General features: G+C 49.8%; 16 protein-coding genes and 1 tRNA gene. 11 read left to right on the top strand and 6 right to left on the bottom strand.

What is annotated here, in order from left to right; translation table 11 throughout:
• Positions 1-350: 350 nt before the first annotated feature.
• Both AC5JLP_RS17945 and AC5JLP_RS17940 read left to right on the top strand, forming a co-directional pair.
• Positions 351-548, top strand: a complete 198-nt coding sequence (locus AC5JLP_RS17945) for a hypothetical protein (RefSeq protein WP_496069300.1) — start codon at positions 351-353, stop codon at positions 546-548.
• A gap of 303 nt (positions 549-851) precedes the next feature.
• A complete protein-coding gene (locus tag AC5JLP_RS17940; RefSeq protein WP_496069299.1) occupies positions 852-2,084 on the top strand; it encodes an MFS transporter in 1,233 nt (410 codons plus the stop codon).
• Between the two features lie 26 nt (positions 2,085-2,110).
• Here the strand turns inward: AC5JLP_RS17940 and AC5JLP_RS17935 are convergent, their stop codons facing one another.
• On the bottom strand, positions 2,111-3,529 hold the full coding sequence (locus tag AC5JLP_RS17935; RefSeq protein WP_496069298.1) for a hemolysin family protein: 1,419 nt from the start codon (positions 3,527-3,529) through the stop codon (positions 2,111-2,113).
• Between AC5JLP_RS17935 and AC5JLP_RS17930 the strand changes: the two genes are divergently transcribed.
• Positions 3,523-3,651 carry a hypothetical protein gene (locus tag AC5JLP_RS17930; RefSeq protein WP_496069297.1) on the top strand — a complete coding sequence of 43 codons (129 nt, stop codon included), beginning with the start codon at positions 3,523-3,525 and terminating at the stop codon, positions 3,649-3,651. The genes AC5JLP_RS17935 and AC5JLP_RS17930 overlap by 7 nt on opposite strands.
• 12 nt (positions 3,652-3,663) lie before the next feature.
• Here AC5JLP_RS17930 and AC5JLP_RS17925 read toward each other — a convergent pair whose 3' ends face one another.
• Positions 3,664-4,326: a hypothetical protein gene (locus AC5JLP_RS17925; RefSeq protein WP_496069296.1), complete on the bottom strand. Its 663-nt coding sequence runs from the start codon at positions 4,324-4,326 to the stop codon at positions 3,664-3,666.
• A 229-nt stretch (positions 4,327-4,555) separates the two neighbouring features.
• Here AC5JLP_RS17925 and AC5JLP_RS17920 point away from each other — a divergent pair.
• Positions 4,556-4,628: transfer RNA gene (locus AC5JLP_RS17920), tRNA-Ile, on the top strand.
• Between the two features lie 46 nt (positions 4,629-4,674).
• Here the strand turns inward: AC5JLP_RS17920 and AC5JLP_RS17915 are convergent.
• Positions 4,675-5,166 (bottom strand): hypothetical protein, encoded by a 492-nt coding sequence (locus AC5JLP_RS17915; protein WP_496069295.1) that lies wholly within the window; start codon positions 5,164-5,166, stop codon positions 4,675-4,677.
• A gap of 225 nt (positions 5,167-5,391) precedes the next feature.
• Here AC5JLP_RS17915 and pyrE point away from each other — a divergent pair, with 225 nt between their 5' ends.
• Positions 5,392-6,039: an orotate phosphoribosyltransferase gene (gene pyrE, locus AC5JLP_RS17910; protein ID WP_496069294.1), complete on the top strand. Its 648-nt coding sequence runs from the start codon at positions 5,392-5,394 to the stop codon at positions 6,037-6,039.
• Between the two features lie 231 nt (positions 6,040-6,270).
• On the opposite strand, the gene AC5JLP_RS17905 is transcribed toward pyrE, so the two are convergent.
• Positions 6,271-6,921, bottom strand: coding sequence for a hypothetical protein (locus AC5JLP_RS17905; RefSeq protein WP_496069293.1), 651 nt, complete (start codon positions 6,919-6,921; stop codon positions 6,271-6,273).
• Positions 6,922-7,487: 566 nt separating this feature from the next.
• On the opposite strand from AC5JLP_RS17905, the gene AC5JLP_RS17900 reads away from it, so the two are divergent.
• The 3 genes from AC5JLP_RS17900 to AC5JLP_RS17890 all read left to right on the top strand — a co-directional run bounded on the left by AC5JLP_RS17900 (position 7,488) and on the right by AC5JLP_RS17890 (position 11,366).
• Positions 7,488-8,009 (top strand): photosystem I assembly protein Ycf3, encoded by a 522-nt coding sequence (locus AC5JLP_RS17900; protein WP_496069292.1) that lies wholly within the window; start codon positions 7,488-7,490, stop codon positions 8,007-8,009.
• Positions 8,010-8,165: 156 nt separating this feature from the next.
• On the top strand, positions 8,166-8,456 hold the full coding sequence (gene gatC / locus AC5JLP_RS17895; protein WP_496069291.1) for an Asp-tRNA(Asn)/Glu-tRNA(Gln) amidotransferase subunit GatC: 291 nt from the start codon (positions 8,166-8,168) through the stop codon (positions 8,454-8,456).
• Positions 8,457-8,630: 174 nt separating this feature from the next.
• Positions 8,631-11,366: a toll/interleukin-1 receptor domain-containing protein gene (locus tag AC5JLP_RS17890; protein ID WP_496069290.1), complete on the top strand. Its 2,736-nt coding sequence runs from the start codon at positions 8,631-8,633 to the stop codon at positions 11,364-11,366.
• A gap of 98 nt (positions 11,367-11,464) precedes the next feature.
• On the opposite strand, the gene uvrB is transcribed toward AC5JLP_RS17890, so the two are convergent.
• A complete protein-coding gene (gene uvrB, locus AC5JLP_RS17885; RefSeq protein WP_496069289.1) occupies positions 11,465-13,516 on the bottom strand; it encodes an excinuclease ABC subunit UvrB in 2,052 nt (683 codons plus the stop codon).
• A gap of 248 nt (positions 13,517-13,764) precedes the next feature.
• On the opposite strand from uvrB, the gene AC5JLP_RS17880 reads away from it, so the two are divergent.
• The 3 genes from AC5JLP_RS17880 (at position 13,765) to AC5JLP_RS17870 (ending at position 16,386) form a co-directional block, all read left to right on the top strand.
• A complete protein-coding gene (locus AC5JLP_RS17880; protein ID WP_496069288.1) occupies positions 13,765-14,499 on the top strand; it encodes a glutathione peroxidase in 735 nt (244 codons plus the stop codon).
• Between the two features lie 454 nt (positions 14,500-14,953).
• Positions 14,954-15,700, top strand: a complete 747-nt coding sequence (locus AC5JLP_RS17875; RefSeq protein ID WP_496069287.1) for a peptidoglycan-binding domain-containing protein — start codon at positions 14,954-14,956, stop codon at positions 15,698-15,700.
• A 380-nt stretch (positions 15,701-16,080) separates the two neighbouring features.
• The gene (locus AC5JLP_RS17870; protein WP_496069286.1) at positions 16,081-16,386 is read left to right on the top strand and encodes a hypothetical protein; all 306 of its coding nucleotides are present in this window, start codon (positions 16,081-16,083) and stop codon (positions 16,384-16,386) included.
• A gap of 301 nt (positions 16,387-16,687) precedes the next feature.
• Here the strand turns inward: AC5JLP_RS17870 and AC5JLP_RS17865 are convergent, their stop codons facing one another.
• Positions 16,688-20,227: an ATP-binding response regulator gene (locus AC5JLP_RS17865; RefSeq protein ID WP_496069285.1), complete on the bottom strand. Its 3,540-nt coding sequence runs from the start codon at positions 20,225-20,227 to the stop codon at positions 16,688-16,690.
• Between the last annotated feature and the right edge of the window lie 90 nt (positions 20,228-20,317).

The following is a 20,317-nucleotide window of genomic DNA, read 5'->3' as shown; positions in this document are numbered from 1 at the left end:
ATAGAGTCATATATCGTGGGTATCGTGAGGTTGGTACAACAATGTCGACGTGGTGCTCTAACCAACTGAGCTATGCGTCCAGACACGGTACGAAACTGTAACACAAGTCGTGCTTTGGATGAAGCATAGGTTACATCCAATCAATTAAAAACAAAGACTTTAGAGGCTAGAAAGCTGTTGCAATGTGCGATCGCATGAGCAATCATCGACGTGACAAGCAAAAACTGTTACGCTTCTCAACTATTCCATGCGCTAACCGTTAATCTTCGTTGCAAAGTTAGGAGCAAAAAAAGCTTGCATGTTACGTTCGTAACGTTGGTTTACGATCCAGTGTCGAGAAGGAGAACGTCTTGAATTCGCCTTTACCTCAGTCTTCAAATGGTTGCCGGGAAGATTTCAGCGAGTATGTTGCTCACCTTCAGCTTCATATGGCGCTTCAAGCCCGCAATTTAGTGCCAACTTTGACGAAAACTGGTGACAGCCGTGAACAAATGCTGCATCAGACTCAGGCAAATTTTGAAAAATTGGTTTCCCGTCAGGCACTTTAAGTGGCTCACAGCTCGATCGCCTGAAGTCCATCATTAAAATGCTATTGCCGATCAGAGCCTTAAAGCGGCTCTGTTTTTTTTACGTTTTACCAACTGTGGATGGCGATCGTACTCATAAGACGATTGTGTCGTAGCCATCTGAGCAGAAACTCTTCATCATAAGAGAAGGGCCTGCTTGGGCAGCTAACTTTTGTGGCCGCTCCACTCGTTGCCAACTATCCTTTCGGTTATGTAACGAAACCTGTTAGTGCAACTGTCGGCCCTCAGAGTCGGTAAGAATTTGTTTGCTAGAGGAAGGCATTCTTGAAAATTTTCAGCATCTTTGAACCAGCAACCCGCCAAAATCTGTTGCTCCTGTTTGCTGTTGGCTTGCTGTTTTGGGCAAGCCTTGCCACGTTGCTGCCAACCTTGCCACTCTACATTCGAGACATTGGCGGTGCTACGTATCAGATTGGCATCGTGATGGGTGCATTTGCGGTGGGGTTGTTGTTGTTTCGTCCGTGGGTCGGGCACTTGGCTGATCATCGGGGTCGGCGATTGGTGCTGCTCATTGGGCTGACGGCGGCGGCGATCGCACCCATTGGTTATTTGCTTACCCAATCTATTCCCCTGCTCATTGCGGTGCGCGCTTTTCATGGGCTTAGCATTGCCGCCTTTACAACGGCCTACAGTACGCTGACTGTTGATTTGTCACCGCCTGCCAATCGGGGAGAAGTGATTGGCTACATGAGTTTAGTCAATCCGATTGGGGTGGCGATCGGTCCGGCAATTGGAGGGTTTTTGCAAGCATGGGCAGGCTACACACCCTTATTTTTGCTGTCAGCCGGGTTGGGAATCGTAGGGCTCGTGAGTGGGCTTGGGCTGCGAACACCGACTCCGGCCATGGAGCCGACCACAGAAGCTGACCGTACATCATTTTGGCAATTAGTGTTCAGCCCACGGCTGCGGACTCCAGCCTTAGCGCTGCTGCTAGTCGGGCTGGCGTTTGGGGTACTGAGTACCTTCGTGCCATTGTTTATTCAAGAAGCGGGCGTGAGCCTTAATGCAGGGCTGTTCTACACGGCAGCAGCCCTGGCTAGTTTTAGTGTGCGTCTGTTAACTGGACGTGCATCTGACCGCTATGGTCGTGGGCGGTTTATTACGCTGGGGCTGCTACTTTATGCTCTTACGATGCTACTGTTGTGGTCTGCTCAAAGTGCCAGTGCGTTTCTGCTAGCAGGTTTGCTCGAAGGGAGCGGCATAGGCATTTTCTTGCCGTTGATGATTGCGCTACTGGCCGATCGTTCTGAAGCGCATGAACGTGGGCGAGTTTTTTCGCTTTGCGTTGCCGGGTTTGACTTGGGCATTGCGATCGCAGGGCCAGCGTTGGGGTTTCTAGCTGAATCGATTGGCTACCGAGGAGTTTTTGGCTTAGCTAGCGCTTTAGCGTTTCTGTCTGTAATCATTTTTGTGACTCAATGCAGCAAAACGCTCAGCCATTCGCTTCAGTTTGCGCTGGGGAATGGACGCGATTGGTATGCCTTCCCTCGCAGCTAGCCCACGCAACTTCACGCGAGCGGACGTTATAGAAAAGGAGAGCTATCTAGATCTGTGGAGCGATCGAGTGGAGCGACATTGGTGTTGGCATCGTCTTCTGTGGCAGACACCGCAAAATCATCTAGATTTGTCTCAGATGCATCCAGCCGATGAATTTGAATTTGGTGCAACCGAGGCCCCTCCGCAGAAATGATGGTAAATTCAAACTCGCCGTAGCGTAAAGTTTCTCCAGGTGAAGGAATTTTTTGTAACTGGAACAGGACAAACCCGCCCAGCGTTTGATAGTCATCCGTTAGCGGCAAATTCAGATTGAGTGTCTCGTTCACTTCCTCAAGATCCATTTGCGCTTGCACAAGAAACGTTTGCTCGTTCAAGATTTGAATGCTAATCACCTGGTCGTTGGCAGGCTCCACCGTGTTGCCCAAAATTTCGGCAATCAAATCTTCGATCGTCACCAGACCTGCCGTGCCACCATACTCATCCACCACCATCACCATGCTCTGACGCGATCGCTGCATCAGGGGAAGCAGTTCACTCAACAGCATATATTCCGGTACAAACCGTGCGGGGCGCAGCCAAGCTTGAATCGGGCGGGACAAGTCAACAGGTTCTTGTGCTAATGGCTCGGCCAACTCTCGAAAATGAATGAGACCGCGCACATCGTCCAGCGATTCACCAACTACGGGGTAGCGCGAATGTCCAGACTGGGCTACTTCTTCTAACAGCAGCTTAAAGGTGGCATCGCAAGGAATCGCCGCCATACTGGTGCGCGGCACCATCACTTCCCCCGCAGACACATCGCCAAATTCAAAAATGTTGCTAAGCAACTGACGTTCTTCAGCCTCCAACCCGGTAGATTCGCTGGACGTTGCAATGATGAGCTGTAGTTCTTCGGGTGTGACTTGATTTGACCACCCCTGCCCAGTGTATTGAATGCCGCCTAAACGCAGCAGCAGTCGAGTCGATTGGTTCAGAATCCAGATAAAGGGGTGAAAGAACCGGGCGATCGCCAAACTGGGTGCCGCCAAAAAGCGAGCGAGTTGTTCGGCATAAAGCAAGGCAACCGATTTCGGGCAAAGTTCGCCCAGCACAATTTGCAGATAGGCAATCAGCAAAAAGGTGGTGGGGATTGCCACAGAATGGGTCAACACCTGCCGATACGCTGTGGGTAGTGGTAGCTGGTTGAGCCAGTAAGCGACCAAACCTGCCATCGCACTTTCGCCAATCCAACCGAGCGCCAAGCTAGAGAGCGTAATGCCGAGTTGAGTGGTAGACAAGAGCCGCTCAATACCCTGCTGGAGGTTTTGCACTGTGCGAGCCTGCACGTCCCCAGCGTCCACTAGCTGATTAATGCGCGATCGCCGCACCGACACCATCGAAAACTCAGCGGCAACAAAAAACGCATTGATCGCAATCAGCAGCAAAACCGATAGGAGGCGTGACAAGATGGCCGATCCTGAAAGAGAAGCGGTGGATTGGTCGATCAAACCCAGAGGCAAAACCAAGCAAAGCGGCAACCAGCCTGTCATGTACAGCACGATCGAAAGGCTCTCCTGTAGAAGAGTGAAGCGAGAATCCTCTACTGGACAAGGGGAATATTCGACACCTGTAGCTGTAGCCGCTTGTCTGGGTAATCAGGCAGAGAAAGCGAAATTTTTTGAACCCCATCCAGAAGGTTTGCCGGAATGCTAATGGTACCAGGAAAGGCGCTGCTAGAAGCTGGCAACTCGACAGGCAATCCATCTGTACTTGCTTTGAGGGATCGCCCCTGCTCATCTGACACAGTTAGCGCATCGTAGACAAAGCGGACGGGCTGCTTACCGTTATTCCGCAGGCTAACCGCCAACACCAAAGACTCACTTTGCTTACGTACCGACTTAATCTCTAGCACCACATCCTGACTCGTTGCCGTCATCGGCAGTTGCGTCTTCGCGATTTCATTCTGGGAAACCGCTTTAGAGCTAACAGATGAGCTAGGATTGGCATCTTTAACCGCGCCACCATTCATCCGAGTTTTAACGTTGGCAATGATGTCATCTTCTGGCAAGACGGCAAGTTCTTCTCGCCGCGTGCTACCTGCCTGACCACCTACCTTACTATTTGTAGGACGGGTATCTGGTTGTGTAATCCCTTTTAGTGCTTCTCGACCGAGCGAAGATCCCCAGGACGCGCTGACCAGACCAGCTACAAGCATTGACACCAGCAAAAGTAGGGTTAGCGCTATGGTGGAGTTCAGTTTCATGGGGAGTCGTTAGCAGGAGACAAAAGGGCAGCCGATCGACTGCGAAGCGATCGCACTGCTCCAAAATGAATGCGATCGCTCCAATTTTAGACACAGATGCTGGCAGTGCAGCATAAACATTTTAGTCGTCGCAAAGATCGATTGTCTCTAACGTCTTACACAAACCTTTTCTGACTAGAAGCTAAGTCAAAAAAGCGGGAACCAAAAATCGGGATACAATAATGGCAACCCAGGGTTGGCCGAGCGGTTTAGGCAGCGAACTCATAATTCGCCTCAGGCAGGTTCGACCCCTGCACCCTGGATTACCCTGCAACGGCACAATACCGTCCATGCTCCCAAAGAGTGAGCTTACCAAAGAGCTGGTACGCGTGGCTTTGTCTGCAACGGCGTGGTAGGGGTGGGAGGGGTAGATTCTACAGGTGGCAGAGTGGTGGTCAGCGGACGCTCAGCCTCGAAAGAGATTTCCCGAATCGACTGATTAAATTGGGTCGGTAGGTCAGGCGTGCGGATGACTGAGCGGCTTGCCATTTGGCGAGACAACAAATCCTGATAGAACTCAAAAATTGCTTTACCATCACGGGCAATTTCGTTGTCCGGAAACGAGTTGCGCACCAGAATGCCAGGTCCAAAAATGTAGCTCACCTGTCTCGGAATCGAGCGATTACTAAAAAAGTCACGATCGTTCGAGTACTGCACTTGATCTAGCTGATCGGGAATATTGTTAGGCACCCCAGTTGTAGGATTGTCAAAGGTGTCTTGGGCGATCGCAGCTGAAGCAGCGATGGTAGAGAATACAATGACTGCAAGTCCAACGGTCGCGCTCTTATAGCCAATGCCCATAAAATCACTCCTCAATGTTTTGAACTGTGAACGTTTGTGTTTAGGACTAAGATGCAAGATCAGGTCAATCGTTTCGCGGTTTTTGCTCAAAGCGTTTAAGCTTAAAAGCTTTCACAGCCACTTATTGTTAGCCACTTGCTCATCCGTTGATTGCAGTTTACCCAATTCATCGCTTGGTCTGCACTTTCCTAGCCTGCACTAATTTTACTGAGTTTACGCGAATCTATGACTAAAAATACTCGATCGCTGACCAATGGATCACAGTCAATTGCGACGGTTGATTTACTTACCTTGCGTCAGCAACTTTTAGATCTATTCTGTCAGGTTGCTTACCAGGAAGGTGATTTTCTACTCACATCAGGGCAACGTGCATCCTACTACATCAATGGCAAGCAGGTCACACTTCATCCGCAAGGCGGTCTGGCAGTAGGTCGTCTGGTGCTGCCTCTATTGCCGGAAGGCACGCAAGCGGTCGCTGGGCTGACGCTGGGAGCCGATCCGATCGTAACGGCGGTGAGTGTCGTTGCAGCGTATGAGGGGCTTTCGCTCCCTGCTCTCATCATTCGTAAAGAAGCTAAAGGACATGGCACTCGCGCTTACATCGAAGGGCCTGATTTGCCTGAAGGGAGTTCTGTGACCGTGCTAGAAGATGTGGTGACGACGGGGCAATCTGCGCTCAAAGCGGTGGAACGGCTGCAGCAGGCAGGCTATCACGTCAATGGAGTCATTTCACTGGTCGATCGCCTGCAAGGTGGAGCCGCACTCTATGAGCAACATGGCTTGCCCTTCCAGGCGGTTTTTGCGATCCCAGAAATTCAACAGCGATCAACGGCACTGCGGCATGAGACGGAAGAAACTTCAACCGCTGGTTGACTGACAAAGCTTTTAGCAACCGCCTGACCTGACCTGCACTAGAAGTGCGGGCTAACAGAACGAAGTCCTCTGTAGGCGTTGCCTTCCCGAAGAGTAGAGGACTGCCAGGAGCTTTCAACCCGTTTTAATGAGTGTCACACCGTTAGCCCGGATTTTGAATCACGGGCGGATAGATAACGGAGCAAGCAGCTTTGCAAAACTTTTGTCAGTCAATCAGCTTTGAAGGGGCCTTTACCTAGTATACGGGTTTGCTCCCGATGCTGAGGCAAATACACAGCCATCCATTGAAACAAACATCTCGGCAAGAGTCGTATGCAGGTTGATCATCTCTGCATGAGGAGTTGCACTGATCAACCCGGTCGGTTGCGGCAACGCCTCACGAAACGCTTGCAGTTGTAAGATCGCTTGTTTAGCCATGTCAACCGTTTTTGAGGCGATGCGCAGCAGTTCGGCCTCTGCTTGCCGATAGTCGGTCAGTTCAATCACATACAGATACACCAGCTTAAAGGCCGATAGTGAATGATAGGTCAGCGACAGCATGTGGTTATTTACCATGACCTCGATCGTGTGCTCCTTTTGTTGCCCAGTCAAACAAGCCGCCACAATGTGCGGATGCTCTGCTGGCAAAATTGCCCCTGGTTCTACATGCAACCGTTTGAGTAAGCGTACAGCAGCAGGATTCGTCTTGATCACGTCTCCATCTGGATTAAACGCCAGGATAGGGTTTGGGTTATCGCGGATGAAGGCCGCCAGACGAATAATATCCGCATCGGCATAATCTCGCCTGTTCAGGAAGGAATGGGATGTAAGGCCCGTTGGTGTGGCTGACCGATCGAAAAATGGAGCTTGCCAGTCTGCGATCTGAGCCTTTTTGTTTACCATGAGATGTTAGCTCCTCAATAACTAAAACGGTGGAGTCAGCCAGGGCATGGTGTGGCAGCCGAAGCCCTGGCTTTTGCATGAGTGGGATGAGTCAACGACGTGTCGTGAAAGACATCCAGTGTGATCACGCAGATGTATTCTGCTTAGCCTTTAGAGCCATTGCTTTGATGCGACAATCGCACCTCAGTAGCTCTACTGAATAGATCGTTTTGCACGGGTATTCCGCAACATCGAAAATCCAAACTTTAAGTAGATGCCCTGAGTTCACTATGCGTGACTTGTTTGCTTTCAGGGGTGATAAAAAGCGGTCTGCCTTGTGAACATCGTCTTCCCAAGGTGTGACAGCTTGGGCGTTTTAAACTGACTGGATTCACCCGTTTGAGTGACTGCCATCACATAAAGATTTCAGTAATACTGCTGTTGCGCCAGTTGTTCCTACGATCGCTAACAAAGATTTTGCTATAGATCTTTTAATCAGTGGTTCCCAAGGGGCGCTAGACTAAGTGAACGTCGTTAAGCTCTGCTTTTCTGACCACTCTGCTCTTTTCATACCTACTTTGCAGGCTATGCCAAGATCCCAACGCAACGACAACTTCATTGACAAAAGCTTTACCGTAATGGCAGACATCATTCTGAAGCTTTTGCCTGCTACCAAGAAAGAGAAAGAAGCATTTGCCTACTACCGCGACGGCATGTCTGCACAGGGTGATGGAGAGTATGCTGAAGCGCTCGATAACTACAATGAAGCGCTCAAGCTAGAGGATGACGATTACGATCGCAGCTATATCCTTTACAACATGGGTCTCATCTATGCCAGCAATGGCGACCACGATCGTGCCTTAGAGCACTACCATCAGGCGCTAGAACTGAATCCTAGACTGCCTCAGGCGTTAAACAACGTGGCGGTTATTTTTCACTATAAAGGTGAAATGGCTAAAGAAGCAGGTAATGATGACGAAGCAGAATCGTTCTACCAGCAAGCCGCCGAATACTGGAAACGCGCCATTCGCGTTGCGCCTAATAACTACATTGAGGCGCAGAACTGGTTGAAAACTACGGGTCGATCGCAGATTGATGTCTACTTTTAAGCAGTTGTTGGTTTTTAGTAGTTAGAAAGAACAAGCCAACAACAATGGTGCTTTGGGTATTTGTCCATTTAACTGTCAGTGCTTAAACCTGTTTAATCGCTTCTGTTAGCTAGAGCTGATCACTAACAACTAACAACTAATTGCCAACAACTATCCATGCTTGATCGTGAACAAGTCCGTAAAGTCGCTCATCTTGCTCGTCTCGAATTGACCATAGATGAAGAAACCCTGTTGACTACACAACTGGGTGATATCCTGGGCTATTTTGAGCAATTGAATGAACTGGATGTTGCTGGAGTGGAGCCAACGACACGAGCGATCGATGTGAGCAATGTCGTGCGCCAAGACGTTCTACAACTCCACCCAGAACGAGAAGCCATGCTGGAATCGGCTCCCGATCGGGATGGCGATTTCTTCAAAGTCCCCAAAATTGTCAACGCAGACTAGGCCTAGTTTTTGAGGCGATGTTATTGATATCAGGGTAGACCTCCGAGGTTTTGAAAACCTCGGAGGTCTTGTCTTTAGCGGAAAACCAAACCTGGAAAAGATTCGTTGTTTTCTCTGAGTCGTCGTATAAATGCGGGTAGCCTAAGTAAGCATTGCGATATCCAATGGGGCGGTATGACAGACGTTTTTATTTCTTACTCACGTAAAGACAAGGCGTTTGTGCAGACGCTCCATGAGGCTTTGAAAGCACACGATCGCGATACCTGGGTGGACTGGGAAGGCATCCCCCTCACCGCCGACTGGTGGCAAGAAATCGAACGAGGCATCGAAGCCACCGATACGTTCATTTTTGTAATCAGTCCCGATTCGGTAGCTTCAAAGGTTTGCAATCAGGAGGTAGATCATGCTGTTTTGCAGCATAAGCGATTAGTACCTGTCGTCAGACGCGATGACTTCGACACAAAACAGGCTCACGATGCGCTCAGACGACACAACTGGTTATTCTTCCGCGAAACCGATGACTTTGACGGTGCCTTTCAACTGCTGCTACAGGCGATCGACACCGATTTAGCGCACGTACAGCAGCACACACGCATTTTAGTGAAGGCGATCGAGTGGGACAACAAGACCCGCAACCCTGATTTGCTGCTGCGGGGCAGTGAACTGGAAGCAGTGATTCAATGGCTGACGCAAAATGCCGAGAAAGAACCGCGATCGACCGAACTGCAACGCGAGTACATCAATGAGAGTCGAAAGGCAGAGAGCGATCTACAAATAACAGAGCTTCAGCGTGAAAAGAAACTACGACGAGCTACGACGATCGCGCTGGTCGCTGCTGTGGGTGGTTTAGCCGCTGCCACCGGACTGGGACTCTTCGCTTTTAGCCAATACCGAGACGCAAAGATCAACGAAATCAACGCCCTCAGCACTTCTTCAGATGCTTTGTTTAATGCCGATCAGTCATTTGATGCTCTAGTGGTGGCGTTGAAAGCTGCCGATCGTCTTAAAACAGTGACATGGGCGAATAGTGATACCCAAGAGCAAGTAGCAGCAATTTTACGACAAGCAGTTTACGGTGTGAGAGAACGTAACCGATTGCATGGACACACTGATTTCGTCAGAAGTGTAAGCTTTAGCCCAGACGGTAAGACCATTGCTACAGCTAGTCGTGACCACACGGTCAAACTATGGAACTTAGAAGGACAGAAACTGATCACCCTCAAAGGTCTAAGCGATGATTTCCACAGTGTCAGTTTTAGTCCAAATGGCAAGATCCTTGCTTCTGCCAGTGGCAATACAATTCAACTATGGGATGTGAACGGTAAGCAATTAGAAACGCTTAAAGGACATAGTGAGTGGGTTTCAAGTGTCCGCTTTAGTCCAGATGGTAAAACTATTATTTCTGCTAGCTATGACAAGACGATCAAACTTTGGAACTTAGGTGGTCAGGAACTCAAGACTATAAAAGGACATAATGGTGAGATTTTGGATGTTAGCTTCAGCCCGGATGGTCAAACCATTGCTTCCGCTAGTACTGATAACACTATTAAGCTCTGGAGCTTAGATGGTCAGGTGATTAGAACTATTAAGAAGTCCACTTGGATTAACAACGTAATTTTTAGCCCTGACGGTAAAACTATTGCTTCTACTAGCGCTGATTTAAACATTTCAATTTGGAATCTCAAAGGTCAAGAGCTTACAACCGTTAAAGTCGATGGCGGCTTAATTCTAAGTATCAGTTTTAGTCCTGACGGAAAAACTTTTGCCTCTGGTGGATGGGATAGAACAGTAACGCTTTGGAGTTTGAGCGGTCAAAAGCTCAAAACCTTTAAGGGGCATAGTGAATTAATTAATAGCATTCGCTTCAGTCCTGATGGTCAAACCATTGCTTCCGCTAGCAATGACAAAACTGTCAAACTTTGGAGTCTTGACGGACAGGAAATCACAACATTTCAAGGGCATACTGATCCAGTTAAGAGTGTAGAATTTAGCCCTAATGGTAAAACCATCGCTTCTGTTAGTAACGACAAAACTGTTAAACTTTGGAGTTTGGACGAACAGAAACCTGTAACTCTGAAAGGTCATGGCAGTTTTGTCAATAGTGTTAGTTTTAGTCCTGATGGGAAAATACTCGCTTCTGGCAGTTCGGACCATACAGTAAAGCTTTGGAGTATGGGCGGTCAAGAGCTTAAGACTTTGAGAGGTAGTACTGAGGAGAACATCAGTAGTGTGAGTTTCAGCCCTGATGGGAAAATACTTGCCTCTGCTAGTTGGGATGATACAGTAAAGCTCTGGAGCATCAGCGGACAAGTGATTAAAACATTCGCAGGAGGTAGTGATGGTGGAGTCAGTAGCGTTAGTTTTAGCCCTGATGGACAAAAACTTGCTTCTGGTGGATGGGATGGGACAATAAAGATCTGGGATCTCAATGGTCAAATATTTAAAACAATTAAGAATGCCAATTACGTTCGAAGCGTTAGCTTCAATCCTGATGGAAAATCAATTGCTGTAGCTACTGATGACAGAACAGTTAAACTTTGGGATTTGAATGGCCAACTACTTAAAATTTTTAGGGGACACAACGCTCCAGTTACGGCAGTCACATTCAGTCCTGATGGTAAAACAATTGCTTCTGCGAGTGATGATGCAACCATCAAACTTTGGAGGTTGCACGGGCAGGAAGTTACAACTCTTAAAGGGCATGCTCGGACTGTTAATAGTATCAGTTTTAGTCCAGATGGAAAGCTGCTCGCCTCTGCCAGCGCAGATAAAACCGTCAAACTCTGGAATGCTGAAACGCTAAACTCTGATCAGCTTGTTGCGCGGGGTTGCAACTGGGTGCGAGGGTATTTGACCTACAATCCTGATGTGAAAGAGAGCGATCGCCACATTTGTGATGGGGTGAGGTGACAGCGCGATCGCGGTTGGGGTAAGGGCGATCGCCTTCTCCGCCGATCTCAGCAAACGGTTTCACGAGTAGATCGGGACAGGGCGATCGCTAACCATCTTTACCGACCGAGCAACTTGTCGCGTAGATGTTTGATGCGATCGCGGTACTTTGCGGCTTCTTCAAACTCCATTTTTTTCGCGGCTTCTTTCATCTGCGTTTCGAGTTGTGCAATCAAATTGGGGATGTTTTCGAGGGGCAGATCCTGCGAGTGTTCGTAGACTTCTTGTAGCTCTTGTGCGTTAAGGCGACGAGACACATCCAAAAAGGTCAAGATTGAGTTGTTCGTGCGCTTGATAATCGAGATTGGTGTAATGCCGTGTTCCTCGTTGTATGCCATTTGAATTGCACGGCGGCGTTCGGTTTCACTGATGGCTTTTTCCATGCTGTCGGTCAGGTTGTCCCCGTACAGGATGGCTTGACCTTTGACATGGCGGGCGGCACGTCCGATCGTCTGGATGAGCGATCGCTCTGCTCGCAAGAACCCTTCCTTGTCTGCATCCAAAATGGCAACCAGCGAGACTTCGGGCAAGTCCAACCCCTCTCGCAGCAGGTTCACCCCAATCAGCACATCAAACTCACCGTTGCGGAGGTCTTGGAGGATTTCGATACGCTCGATCGAATTAATTTCCGAATGCAGATAGCGCACTCTTACGCCGCGTTCCTGGAAATACTCGGTTAGGTCTTCGGCCATCCGCTTCGTTAGCGTTGTCACCAGCACGCGCTCCTGCAAGGGGATTCGTTCCTTAATTTCGTGCAGCAGATCATCCACCTGTCCTGTCGTTGGGCGAACAAAGATTTCGGGGTCGAGGATACCTGTGGGTCGGATGATTTGCTCTACGACATGCCCTGTACCTCGGATATAGCCCCTTTTGCCTGCGTCTGTTTCGCTCTCAAACTTGCCACCCGACTGGTCTAGCTCCCATTCGCCCGGAGTTGCAGAGACAAACACACACTGGTTCACTTTCTCCCAAAACTCTTCCGCTTTAAGGGGGCGATTGTCTGCCGCGCTGGGTAAGCGGAAACCGTGTTCGATCAATACTTTCTTGCGCGCTTGGTCACCGTTGTACATGCCGCGCAGTTGGGGAATGGAAACGTGCGATTCGTCAATGACCAACAGCCAGTCTTTGGGAAAGTAGTCGAGCAGGCATTCGGAGGGAGAACCTGCTTCGCGTCCAGCTAGATGGCGCGAGTAGTTTTCTACCCCGTTACAAAAGCCAACTTCGCGCAGCACTTCCAAGTCATAACGGGTGCGCTGTTCTAGCCGCTGGGCTTCTAGCAACTTGCCGTCTTTTTCGAGTTCTGACAAACGGTCTTTGAGTTCTTGCTCGATCGCTTCACACGCAACCTTCAAGCGCTCTTCGGGTGTGACGAAATGTCGGGCAGGGTAAATGTTCACCCCTTCCATACTTTGCAGCGTGCCGCCCGTGACTGGGTCGATATAGCGAATAGCATCGATTTCGTCACCAAAAAACTCCACACGAATGATGCGATCTTCGTAAGCGGGCCCAATCTCTAGCACATCGCCTTTGACCCGAAATTTGCCCCGTCCCAAATCCAAATCATTGCGCGTATACTGCACAGAGACGAGATCTCGGATAATCTGGCGCGGGTTCATCTCAGTACCAACACGCAAAGGAATCGAAGCTTTCAGGTACTCTGAGGGAATCCCCAAACCATAGATGCAGCTAATGGAGGCGACGACGATTACATCACGCCGTTCAAAGAGCGATCGCGTGGCCGAGTGACGCAGCATATCGATTTCTTCGTTAATCGAGGCTGTCTTTTCAATATAAGTATCCGTAACCGGGATATACGCTTCAGGCTGGTAGTAGTCGTAATAGCTGATGAAATATTCCACCGCATTGTCGGGGAAGAACTCGCGCAGTTCGTTGCAAAGTTGGGCGGCTAGCGTTTTATTATGAGCCAGCACTAAGGCAGGTCTACCAAGTTGCTCAATCACACGCGCCATTGTGTACGTTTTGCCTGTACCCGTTGCACCGCGTAGCGTTTGAAAACGGTTGCCTGCCTGAATACTACGAATCAGACCTTGAATGGCATTGGGTTGGTCGCCAGTCGGCTCAAAGGGGGCCTGAATCTGAAATTGTGCCATACGGTTCGCTACCATCAACTGAAGAGAAGGGGGCAGATTCTTCTCTATGATGACGAATTTTGCAGTAAGTTGCCGGACGGTCATCCACCCACGCCTCTGGCGTGATACATCATACTCATAACGAGTACGTTTTATCAGGTCTATGACATGGCACTCTTAAATCAGTGATGGGGTGTAGTGTGTTGATAAGACGGCTGCATTTGCATGTTGTTAAACGACCACGTTTATTCATTAAGAGAGCTAACCGTATGCTGCCCAATCGAGAAGGCCAAAAAGTTCCCATTGCCACGTTTCGGACACGCCAGAACAATGAGTGGGTAAATATCACCACTGACGAGCTATTTGCTGGCAAAACGGTCATCGTCTTTTCGTTGCCAGGAGCGTTTACGCCGACCTGTTCTTCTACCCATCTTCCTGGCTATAACGCTTTGGCAAAAGCCTTTAAGGAAAACGGTGTCGATGACATTCTTTGCCTGTCTGTAAACGATACGTTTGTGATGAACGAATGGGCAAAAGATCAGGAAGCAGACAACATTAAGTTGATCCCAGATGGTAATGGCGAGTTCACCGATGGCATGGGCTTGTTGGTAGACAAAACAGACCTGGGCTTTGGGAAGCGATCGTGGCGCTATTCCATGCTGGTGAAGGATGGCACCATCGATAAAATGTTTATCGAGCCAGAGGAACCTGGTGATCCGTTCAAAGTGTCGGACGCTGATACGATGCTTCGCTACATCAATCCTGAGGCGGCTAAACCTAAGTGCGTTTCGATCTTTACCAAAGTGGGCTGCCCGTTTTGCGCCAAGGCCAAGACTATGCTCAAAGACCACGGGTTGGACTACGAAGAGTTGGTAATGGGCGAAGATTTCACAACACGCTCTTTGCTGGCTATTGCTAGCGCGACGACGGTGCCTCAAGTCTTTATCGATGGCAAACTGATTGGCGGGTCAGAAGCATTAGAGGCGTATTTCCAGGCAGCATAACGACAGGTTACGACTCACAGTTGCGTGTATCTGTGGTAAACCTCTAAGCGTCGGAAACCCGTTGAACGCTACGCTAACAGCGAGAGATGTTCAACGGTTTTTTTTGGGGTCTAGTAGCTTAGAAGGGCTGGTGTTCGTGGGTCAAAGCGAGAGGTTTGGCTCGATCACGAACCTGACGATGCTTTTCTCCATGCGCCTGAAGGGTATGAAGGTTTTATATGCTTTCAAAAATTTTTCTACTATTCCAAAAACTTTAAGGTAGGCTCTCATTTAGGTATGCAACGAGAGTGTTAGGTTCTGCGATCGCTGGTTTGGCAGCTTTTTCAACGTGTTAAGCCAAGTAATTTTAAGGGGATCTACAGCGCTCGTTTGTTACCACCAGCACTAAGGGTGGATCGACCAGCAACGGCTCTTTAGTTACTCATATATTGTCAATAGACGCCCCTCCACCCCTATGGTTATTCCCGCATCTTTGTTCTTAGTCACCTGTGTCGGCTGTCCCCCCACCTTAGCCCAGCCGACCCAAGAGCTGGCCGAAGCATCTCAACCGGATGCTATACCAGTTTTGCATGTGCTCGCACGGCCGCAGGTACATGACGAAGCCATTAAACCCACTGCACCTGATGCCCCTGCCACTGTGGAATGGTCAGCGCGATCGCGCGAAGCGAACCCTTCTACCGTGCTAAGGCGAGGTAGTAGAGGGGCAGAGGTTGCTCGCTTGCAAGCCCGCCTAGCTCGTCTAGGATATGCGGTATCTTTGATCGATGGCGATTTTGGCTTCAAGACTCAAGCAGCAGTGATGCAATTTCAATCTGCGCATGGGCTTTTGGCTGACGGAGTGGTAGAAGCCAGCAGTTGGGCCAAGCTCAACGCCGAGATTGCGCGATCAGGTCAGGTGCCCTCATCACAGTCACCGCGATTATGGGCGATACAGCCAGAGCGATCTGCATCACCATCACCGAAGACAGACTCAACGGCTATCGTTTCAACAGCTTTCAAGCCAACGCTTACTGCTTCTACTCCAAAGACCAACGAGTTTTCACAAAAAACCGGATGGATCGTAGTTTTGGTCATCGTTCAAGGTGCTGGTTGGTTGGTCATTTTGCAAGGGCTTAACAAAGAACTTGTGCTGCTAACTGGGCGATCGCTGTTTTCCGGCAAGAGGGTAGCTGAAAAAAGAAAGGTTACGCAAGGCGTCTGAAGAAAGTTTTGGCGATTGCCAACAAGCTAATTTGTCGTCTTGAGTAGCGCAGAGCGCAACGAAGGATGTATGCTTTGCGCGTTTAGCTCAGAAGCCTCCCTCTCTTTCGAGACGCTTAGCTTGACACAAAAGGATCTCTCAGACATCTTCTTAAGAGGAAGTAGTGTTTTTTTAGCTTCAAGCCGTCGCTTCATGCAGGCTTTGGCTTTTACTTTGCTCGCTACTTCTAGCTTCGACAGAGAAGGCTGCGCGGCGATGGTGGCTAGGGATTGATAGCATAATCAGTATAAACACAGAGGCTTTACAAAAGATTTATAGTATTTTCACTGATCTCTTTACAGCTTTGGGTAAAGATTAGATGAGTCTTCATCTGATCAACTATGAAAATCCTCTATAGCGCGATCGTTGCTTCCGTTGTTTTTGCCTCAATTACTGCTCCTGCACTGCAAGCGAGGGCAGACGATGATGTTCGGAGCGGAGCGTGGAACGAAGGCCGTGCGGCTGGTAAGGCGTGCGCCGTAGATAGCGCGAACTGTAGGTTTGACAACCCCTATCTGTCAAAGCCTGTCGATGAGGATTCTGGGGAAACGGAGTCTGACAAGCCAGATTCTGAGTCTCAAGCGCTCAGCAGTGCTGATTATATTGCTGGATTCATCGTTGGAAAATCTGAAGCGAGCAACAAGTAAGCACCACTGCAAGCCGTTTTACAGCAATTCTCAGTATTGTGAACAGTGCCCACAATACTTCAAAACGCCGCTTTGCGACAGTCGTAGACAATGCCACTCTACAATCTGTGGTTGACTCGTATGAGGGTGGCTGTAAGTGCTCTCGTGTTTTAGAGTCCGTCATCAATTAAGTTCAGAAACTTTGAAGTATCAGCCTTACTGCACCCGTCGTCACACATGAGGCTAGGGGCTGGAACCCTTGCCAAAAGTCATGTGCATGAGTCATTGATGACAGCCCCTGTATCAACGGTGTAGACCGTACCTACCGTTTGCTCACGTTCATTGCTAGATGAATTTGATGTAGCAGTTCTGTCATCGGTAGAGGTGCGGGCAAAATGTTTGTGGCGATCTGCTGGAGCGCGTCTGGCAAAGGGGCGATCGGCTCTGTGTCAGAGGTTCTGTAATGCTGGCGATGATCTAAAACCAGGATTGGTGGCCGCTTATGTAGGCTTTGCAGTGAAATCAGCATGGGGATGGTGAATGACTGCGCGATCGCATCTGTCCAACAGAGCAACAGCACATCCACGCTATGAGATTCTAGCTGCTGAAATACCTCCTGCCAGCAGCGGCCAATCGAGCCGCGCAAATCAGCGGTGTGCAGATATTGGATGAGCGCTTGCAACCACTCTGTTTCCATAGGAAAGCTATCCAAAAAGCGGGTGGCCGCATCTGGCGACGTTGGAGTTTCTAGCGACATCGGCAGCGTAAGGGCATCCAACGCCAGCACTAAAGGCCGCCACGCATACCCAGCCGCGATTTGGATCACTTGTAGAAGGGTGGCGATCTCCATCTTCGGCTCGATCGTCGGCAGCGCGCTAGAGGCAGAGAGACAGGGAAAGACGAGTAGGCCCTTCGCCTGGTTTGCCGCCTGGGAAGTTGCCTGGTCGATCGTAACAAGCGGCAACGAGGCAAGAAAGATATGTTGACAGTACAGTCGGAAATAGGAAGTGGCATCGGCTAAAACGCCGTCCAGCAAGACAACGTTTGGTTTCCACACCCGCGCTAGCAGTTCTGCCTGCTCCAGGTCGTCAGCCTCTAGGATGCGATGCTGGCATGAGTGCAAGAGAGCATCCAGAGCAGTTGAAGGAATGGGCTGATGTGGACTTGCCCAGACGCCAGGGCTAAGCCGTAAAACGGTCAGGATAGCAGAACGAGGGCTGTGTGCCGCGTTCTGGCGATCGACCACTAATTGCTGGAGGCATTTTTGGAGCCGTTTGGGTTGAATTGGCAGACTCAGCAAGTGATCGGCCTGTCGTTGCTGTGCCTGCTCTTCATCAACCTTAGTAGCCATCATGACCACTGGGATCTGTTGCGTATCCAAACTTGACTTGAGCAGGGTCAACACATCCCACCCGGAGAGCAACGGTAGCACCGGATTCAGAAAGATAATACATGGCTGCAAGCGACGCGCCTTTTCTAAGGCCTCAGTGCCTGAGCGAGCAATGACAACGCGATACCCTAACCCTGTCAACTCGTCCGAGAGCAACTCAACACCTTGAGGAACGGCTTCCACAATGAGCACCAACTGACTTCGCTGAGAAGCAGAAACGTCCAGTGCATAGCCACTGCCTGATAAGGTCGGCGTACCACTGCTGATCGAAGGCTGCGATCGACTCTGAGTAGTACGTGCGGCTTCGCTTCTCACCGTGTCTACATGTGAAAGCATCTCAGCGCACCCCTTTGATGTACCCTGCGCCTCTGGCAGCTTAGGCGGCAACAGAATGGTAAACTGGCTGCCCTCTCCCTCTTTAGAAATAAATGTCACATCACCACCATGTAACCGCGCCAGACGTTGCGTTAGCACTAATCCCAAACCTGTACCTTCAAACCGTCGCGTCAGCGGGTTCTCTAGCTGCTGAAATTTCTGAAAAATCAAATGCTGCTTTTCAGCCGGAATACCAGCCCCTGTATCCCAGACAGTGAAAGCAATCCAGCCACCCCAATAACCGACCTTTAGACCGATCGGGTCGTTAGGTTCGGTAAATTTGAGTGCATTCGAGATCAGGTGAACCAACATCTGGCGCAGGCGCTGCTCATCGGCTAGTAGCAGCCCCAAACCAGGTTCTAACGTCAGCGAGAAGGTTGGCTGGTGAGGCTGTGATTCAGATTCAGGTTGACTCTCTTGCAGTTGCTGCTGCCGTGCCTGTGCAAACGCGCGTTGACAAACCGTTTCCAGATCGACTGGCTCTAGCACTAACTCTAGTTGTCCAGTTTCTATACGGGTCAAATCTAGAATGTCGTTCACTACAGCCATCAAGTGGCGACCACTCTGGTAGATGAGCTGTGCGTAGTGAACCTGACGCTGGTTTAAAGCACCCAACGTCTGATCTTTTAGTAAACTAGACAGCCCTAAAACAGCCGTCAGAGGAGTGCGCAGTTCGTGACTAATACAAGCCAGAAATTCGTCTTTGAGCCGATTGAGCTGAACTAAATCAGCATTTTTAGCGGTCAGCTCTCTAGCAAGCTGCTGCTGCTCAGTGACATCTTGCGCCAAAATCAACCAAAGTTCATCAGAAGCTAAAGCTGGGTCATCAGGGGCAGACTCCGCGAGATGACTGCCGAGTGAGCGATCGTGTTCAGACCGCTCAGAAGCCACTTGATAAAAATTCTGCGACGCTTGAGCAGTGGGCCTATTGTCATGCAGCGTAGACAGCAAAGCTGCCAGTCGAAACAACTGTGAAGGGGAAGCTGATTCCTGGATAAATTGCGTTTTGACAGCAGTTGCTACCGTTTGCGTCCGATCGCCCAATTCCAAAGCTGCCTGCGATGTCAGCTTAGTCAATGGAATACGGACAAATTGTAAGATCTGCTCCTGCCCATCTTTGAGGGGGCATACGCAAATACAAGTGCCTGGTTTTGATCCCAGTTGACATGAACTGCCTTCCAACGGCGACAACGCTCTAAGGTTATCCTCTAACAGATTATCGACTGTAGGGGGGATTTCCACGTTGCCGATTTTAGCGTGCGCCTTCGAGCCCAGATGTGAAGGGTGCGATCCCGATAGCCAAGCGTCATCTTGTGATGGGCTGGTAGAAGACTCCGGGGATGACCATAACCGCCGAGCAGTTGATTGAGCCCCCACCATTGACGGCTCGGCCAACGGCATTTCTAACAACGTAGCCACTTCCTGACGTAGACAGGTGGGATCAAGAAGTTCACTAATTTGAGAACGCCAAATCGAATTCTGCGTTAGCACCTGACCGTTTCGGGTTTGCAACATCACAGGTAACGGTAGATGCTCCAGAAGCTCGTGCAGCAGAGGGGCTGCTGGTAGCAAACAGAACGGTGGCGGGGCTGTTTCTGGAGTAGGAGTAACAGGGGCTGACAGCAGGGTTGACTGAGTTGTCAAAAAATACAGCAGTCGGGAACTATCCAATAGCCCTAAAAAACAACCGTCAGCATTCGCCAGCGCGTAGCAAGCATGGGGTTGACACTGGAACTGCGGTAAGAAGGTATCGATTGCTAAATCAGTGGTGACAACCAACAACGGCTCGACGATCGACGGGGTGATGTCTAACAGCAGCACATCGCCTGTAAACTCTGAATGGTCGTTCTGAGCGCTCGGTTGTTGACCTGGCATTCCTGCAACAATGAGATGGTGGAGTAGGCGCTGCGCACTCACCCAGCCGATCGCGTGGTGCTGTTCATTGACCAATATCAGTCGATCGTGCACCTCTGCAAGAGCAGCCTTACCAGTCGTTCGTTGTCCTAAAATGGCAAGCGCTTCCGTCAGCCGTGCGCTTGCCAAACAGTAGGGTGCAGACTCAAGAAAGGACTGAAGACGAGGGAGGCTTGAGACCATAAAACGATTGCCTGAGAGAACAGGGACACGAAGCAGGCAACGCTAAAACGGGGCAATTGTACCGGGCAACGGTTTAGCAAAACTTCAACA

The organism is Stenomitos rutilans (assembly GCF_059505485.1).
The sequence above is the reverse complement of the archived record's forward strand: the minus strand, read 5'-3'. Positions and strand labels throughout refer to the sequence as shown.

Coding starts and splice junctions, on each gene's coding strand:
- AC5JLP_RS17925 (WP_496069296.1), bottom strand. CDS start 4,326: ATGAAACTGAACTCCACCATAGCGCTAACCCTACTTTTGCTGGTGTCA.
- AC5JLP_RS17915 (WP_496069295.1), bottom strand. CDS start 5,166: ATGGGCATTGGCTATAAGAGCGCGACCGTTGGACTTGCAGTCATTGTA.
- pyrE (WP_496069294.1), top strand. CDS start 5,392: ATGACTAAAAATACTCGATCGCTGACCAATGGATCACAGTCAATTGCG.
- AC5JLP_RS17905 (WP_496069293.1), bottom strand. CDS start 6,921: ATGGTAAACAAAAAGGCTCAGATCGCAGACTGGCAAGCTCCATTTTTC.
- AC5JLP_RS17900 (WP_496069292.1), top strand. CDS start 7,488: ATGCCAAGATCCCAACGCAACGACAACTTCATTGACAAAAGCTTTACC.
- gatC (WP_496069291.1), top strand. CDS start 8,166: ATGCTTGATCGTGAACAAGTCCGTAAAGTCGCTCATCTTGCTCGTCTC.
- AC5JLP_RS17890 (WP_496069290.1), top strand. CDS start 8,631: ATGACAGACGTTTTTATTTCTTACTCACGTAAAGACAAGGCGTTTGTG.
- uvrB (WP_496069289.1), bottom strand. CDS start 13,516: ATGGCACAATTTCAGATTCAGGCCCCCTTTGAGCCGACTGGCGACCAA.
- AC5JLP_RS17880 (WP_496069288.1), top strand. CDS start 13,765: ATGCTGCCCAATCGAGAAGGCCAAAAAGTTCCCATTGCCACGTTTCGG.
- AC5JLP_RS17875 (WP_496069287.1), top strand. CDS start 14,954: ATGGTTATTCCCGCATCTTTGTTCTTAGTCACCTGTGTCGGCTGTCCC.
- AC5JLP_RS17870 (WP_496069286.1), top strand. CDS start 16,081: ATGAAAATCCTCTATAGCGCGATCGTTGCTTCCGTTGTTTTTGCCTCA.
- AC5JLP_RS17865 (WP_496069285.1), bottom strand. CDS start 20,227: ATGGTCTCAAGCCTCCCTCGTCTTCAGTCCTTTCTTGAGTCTGCACCC.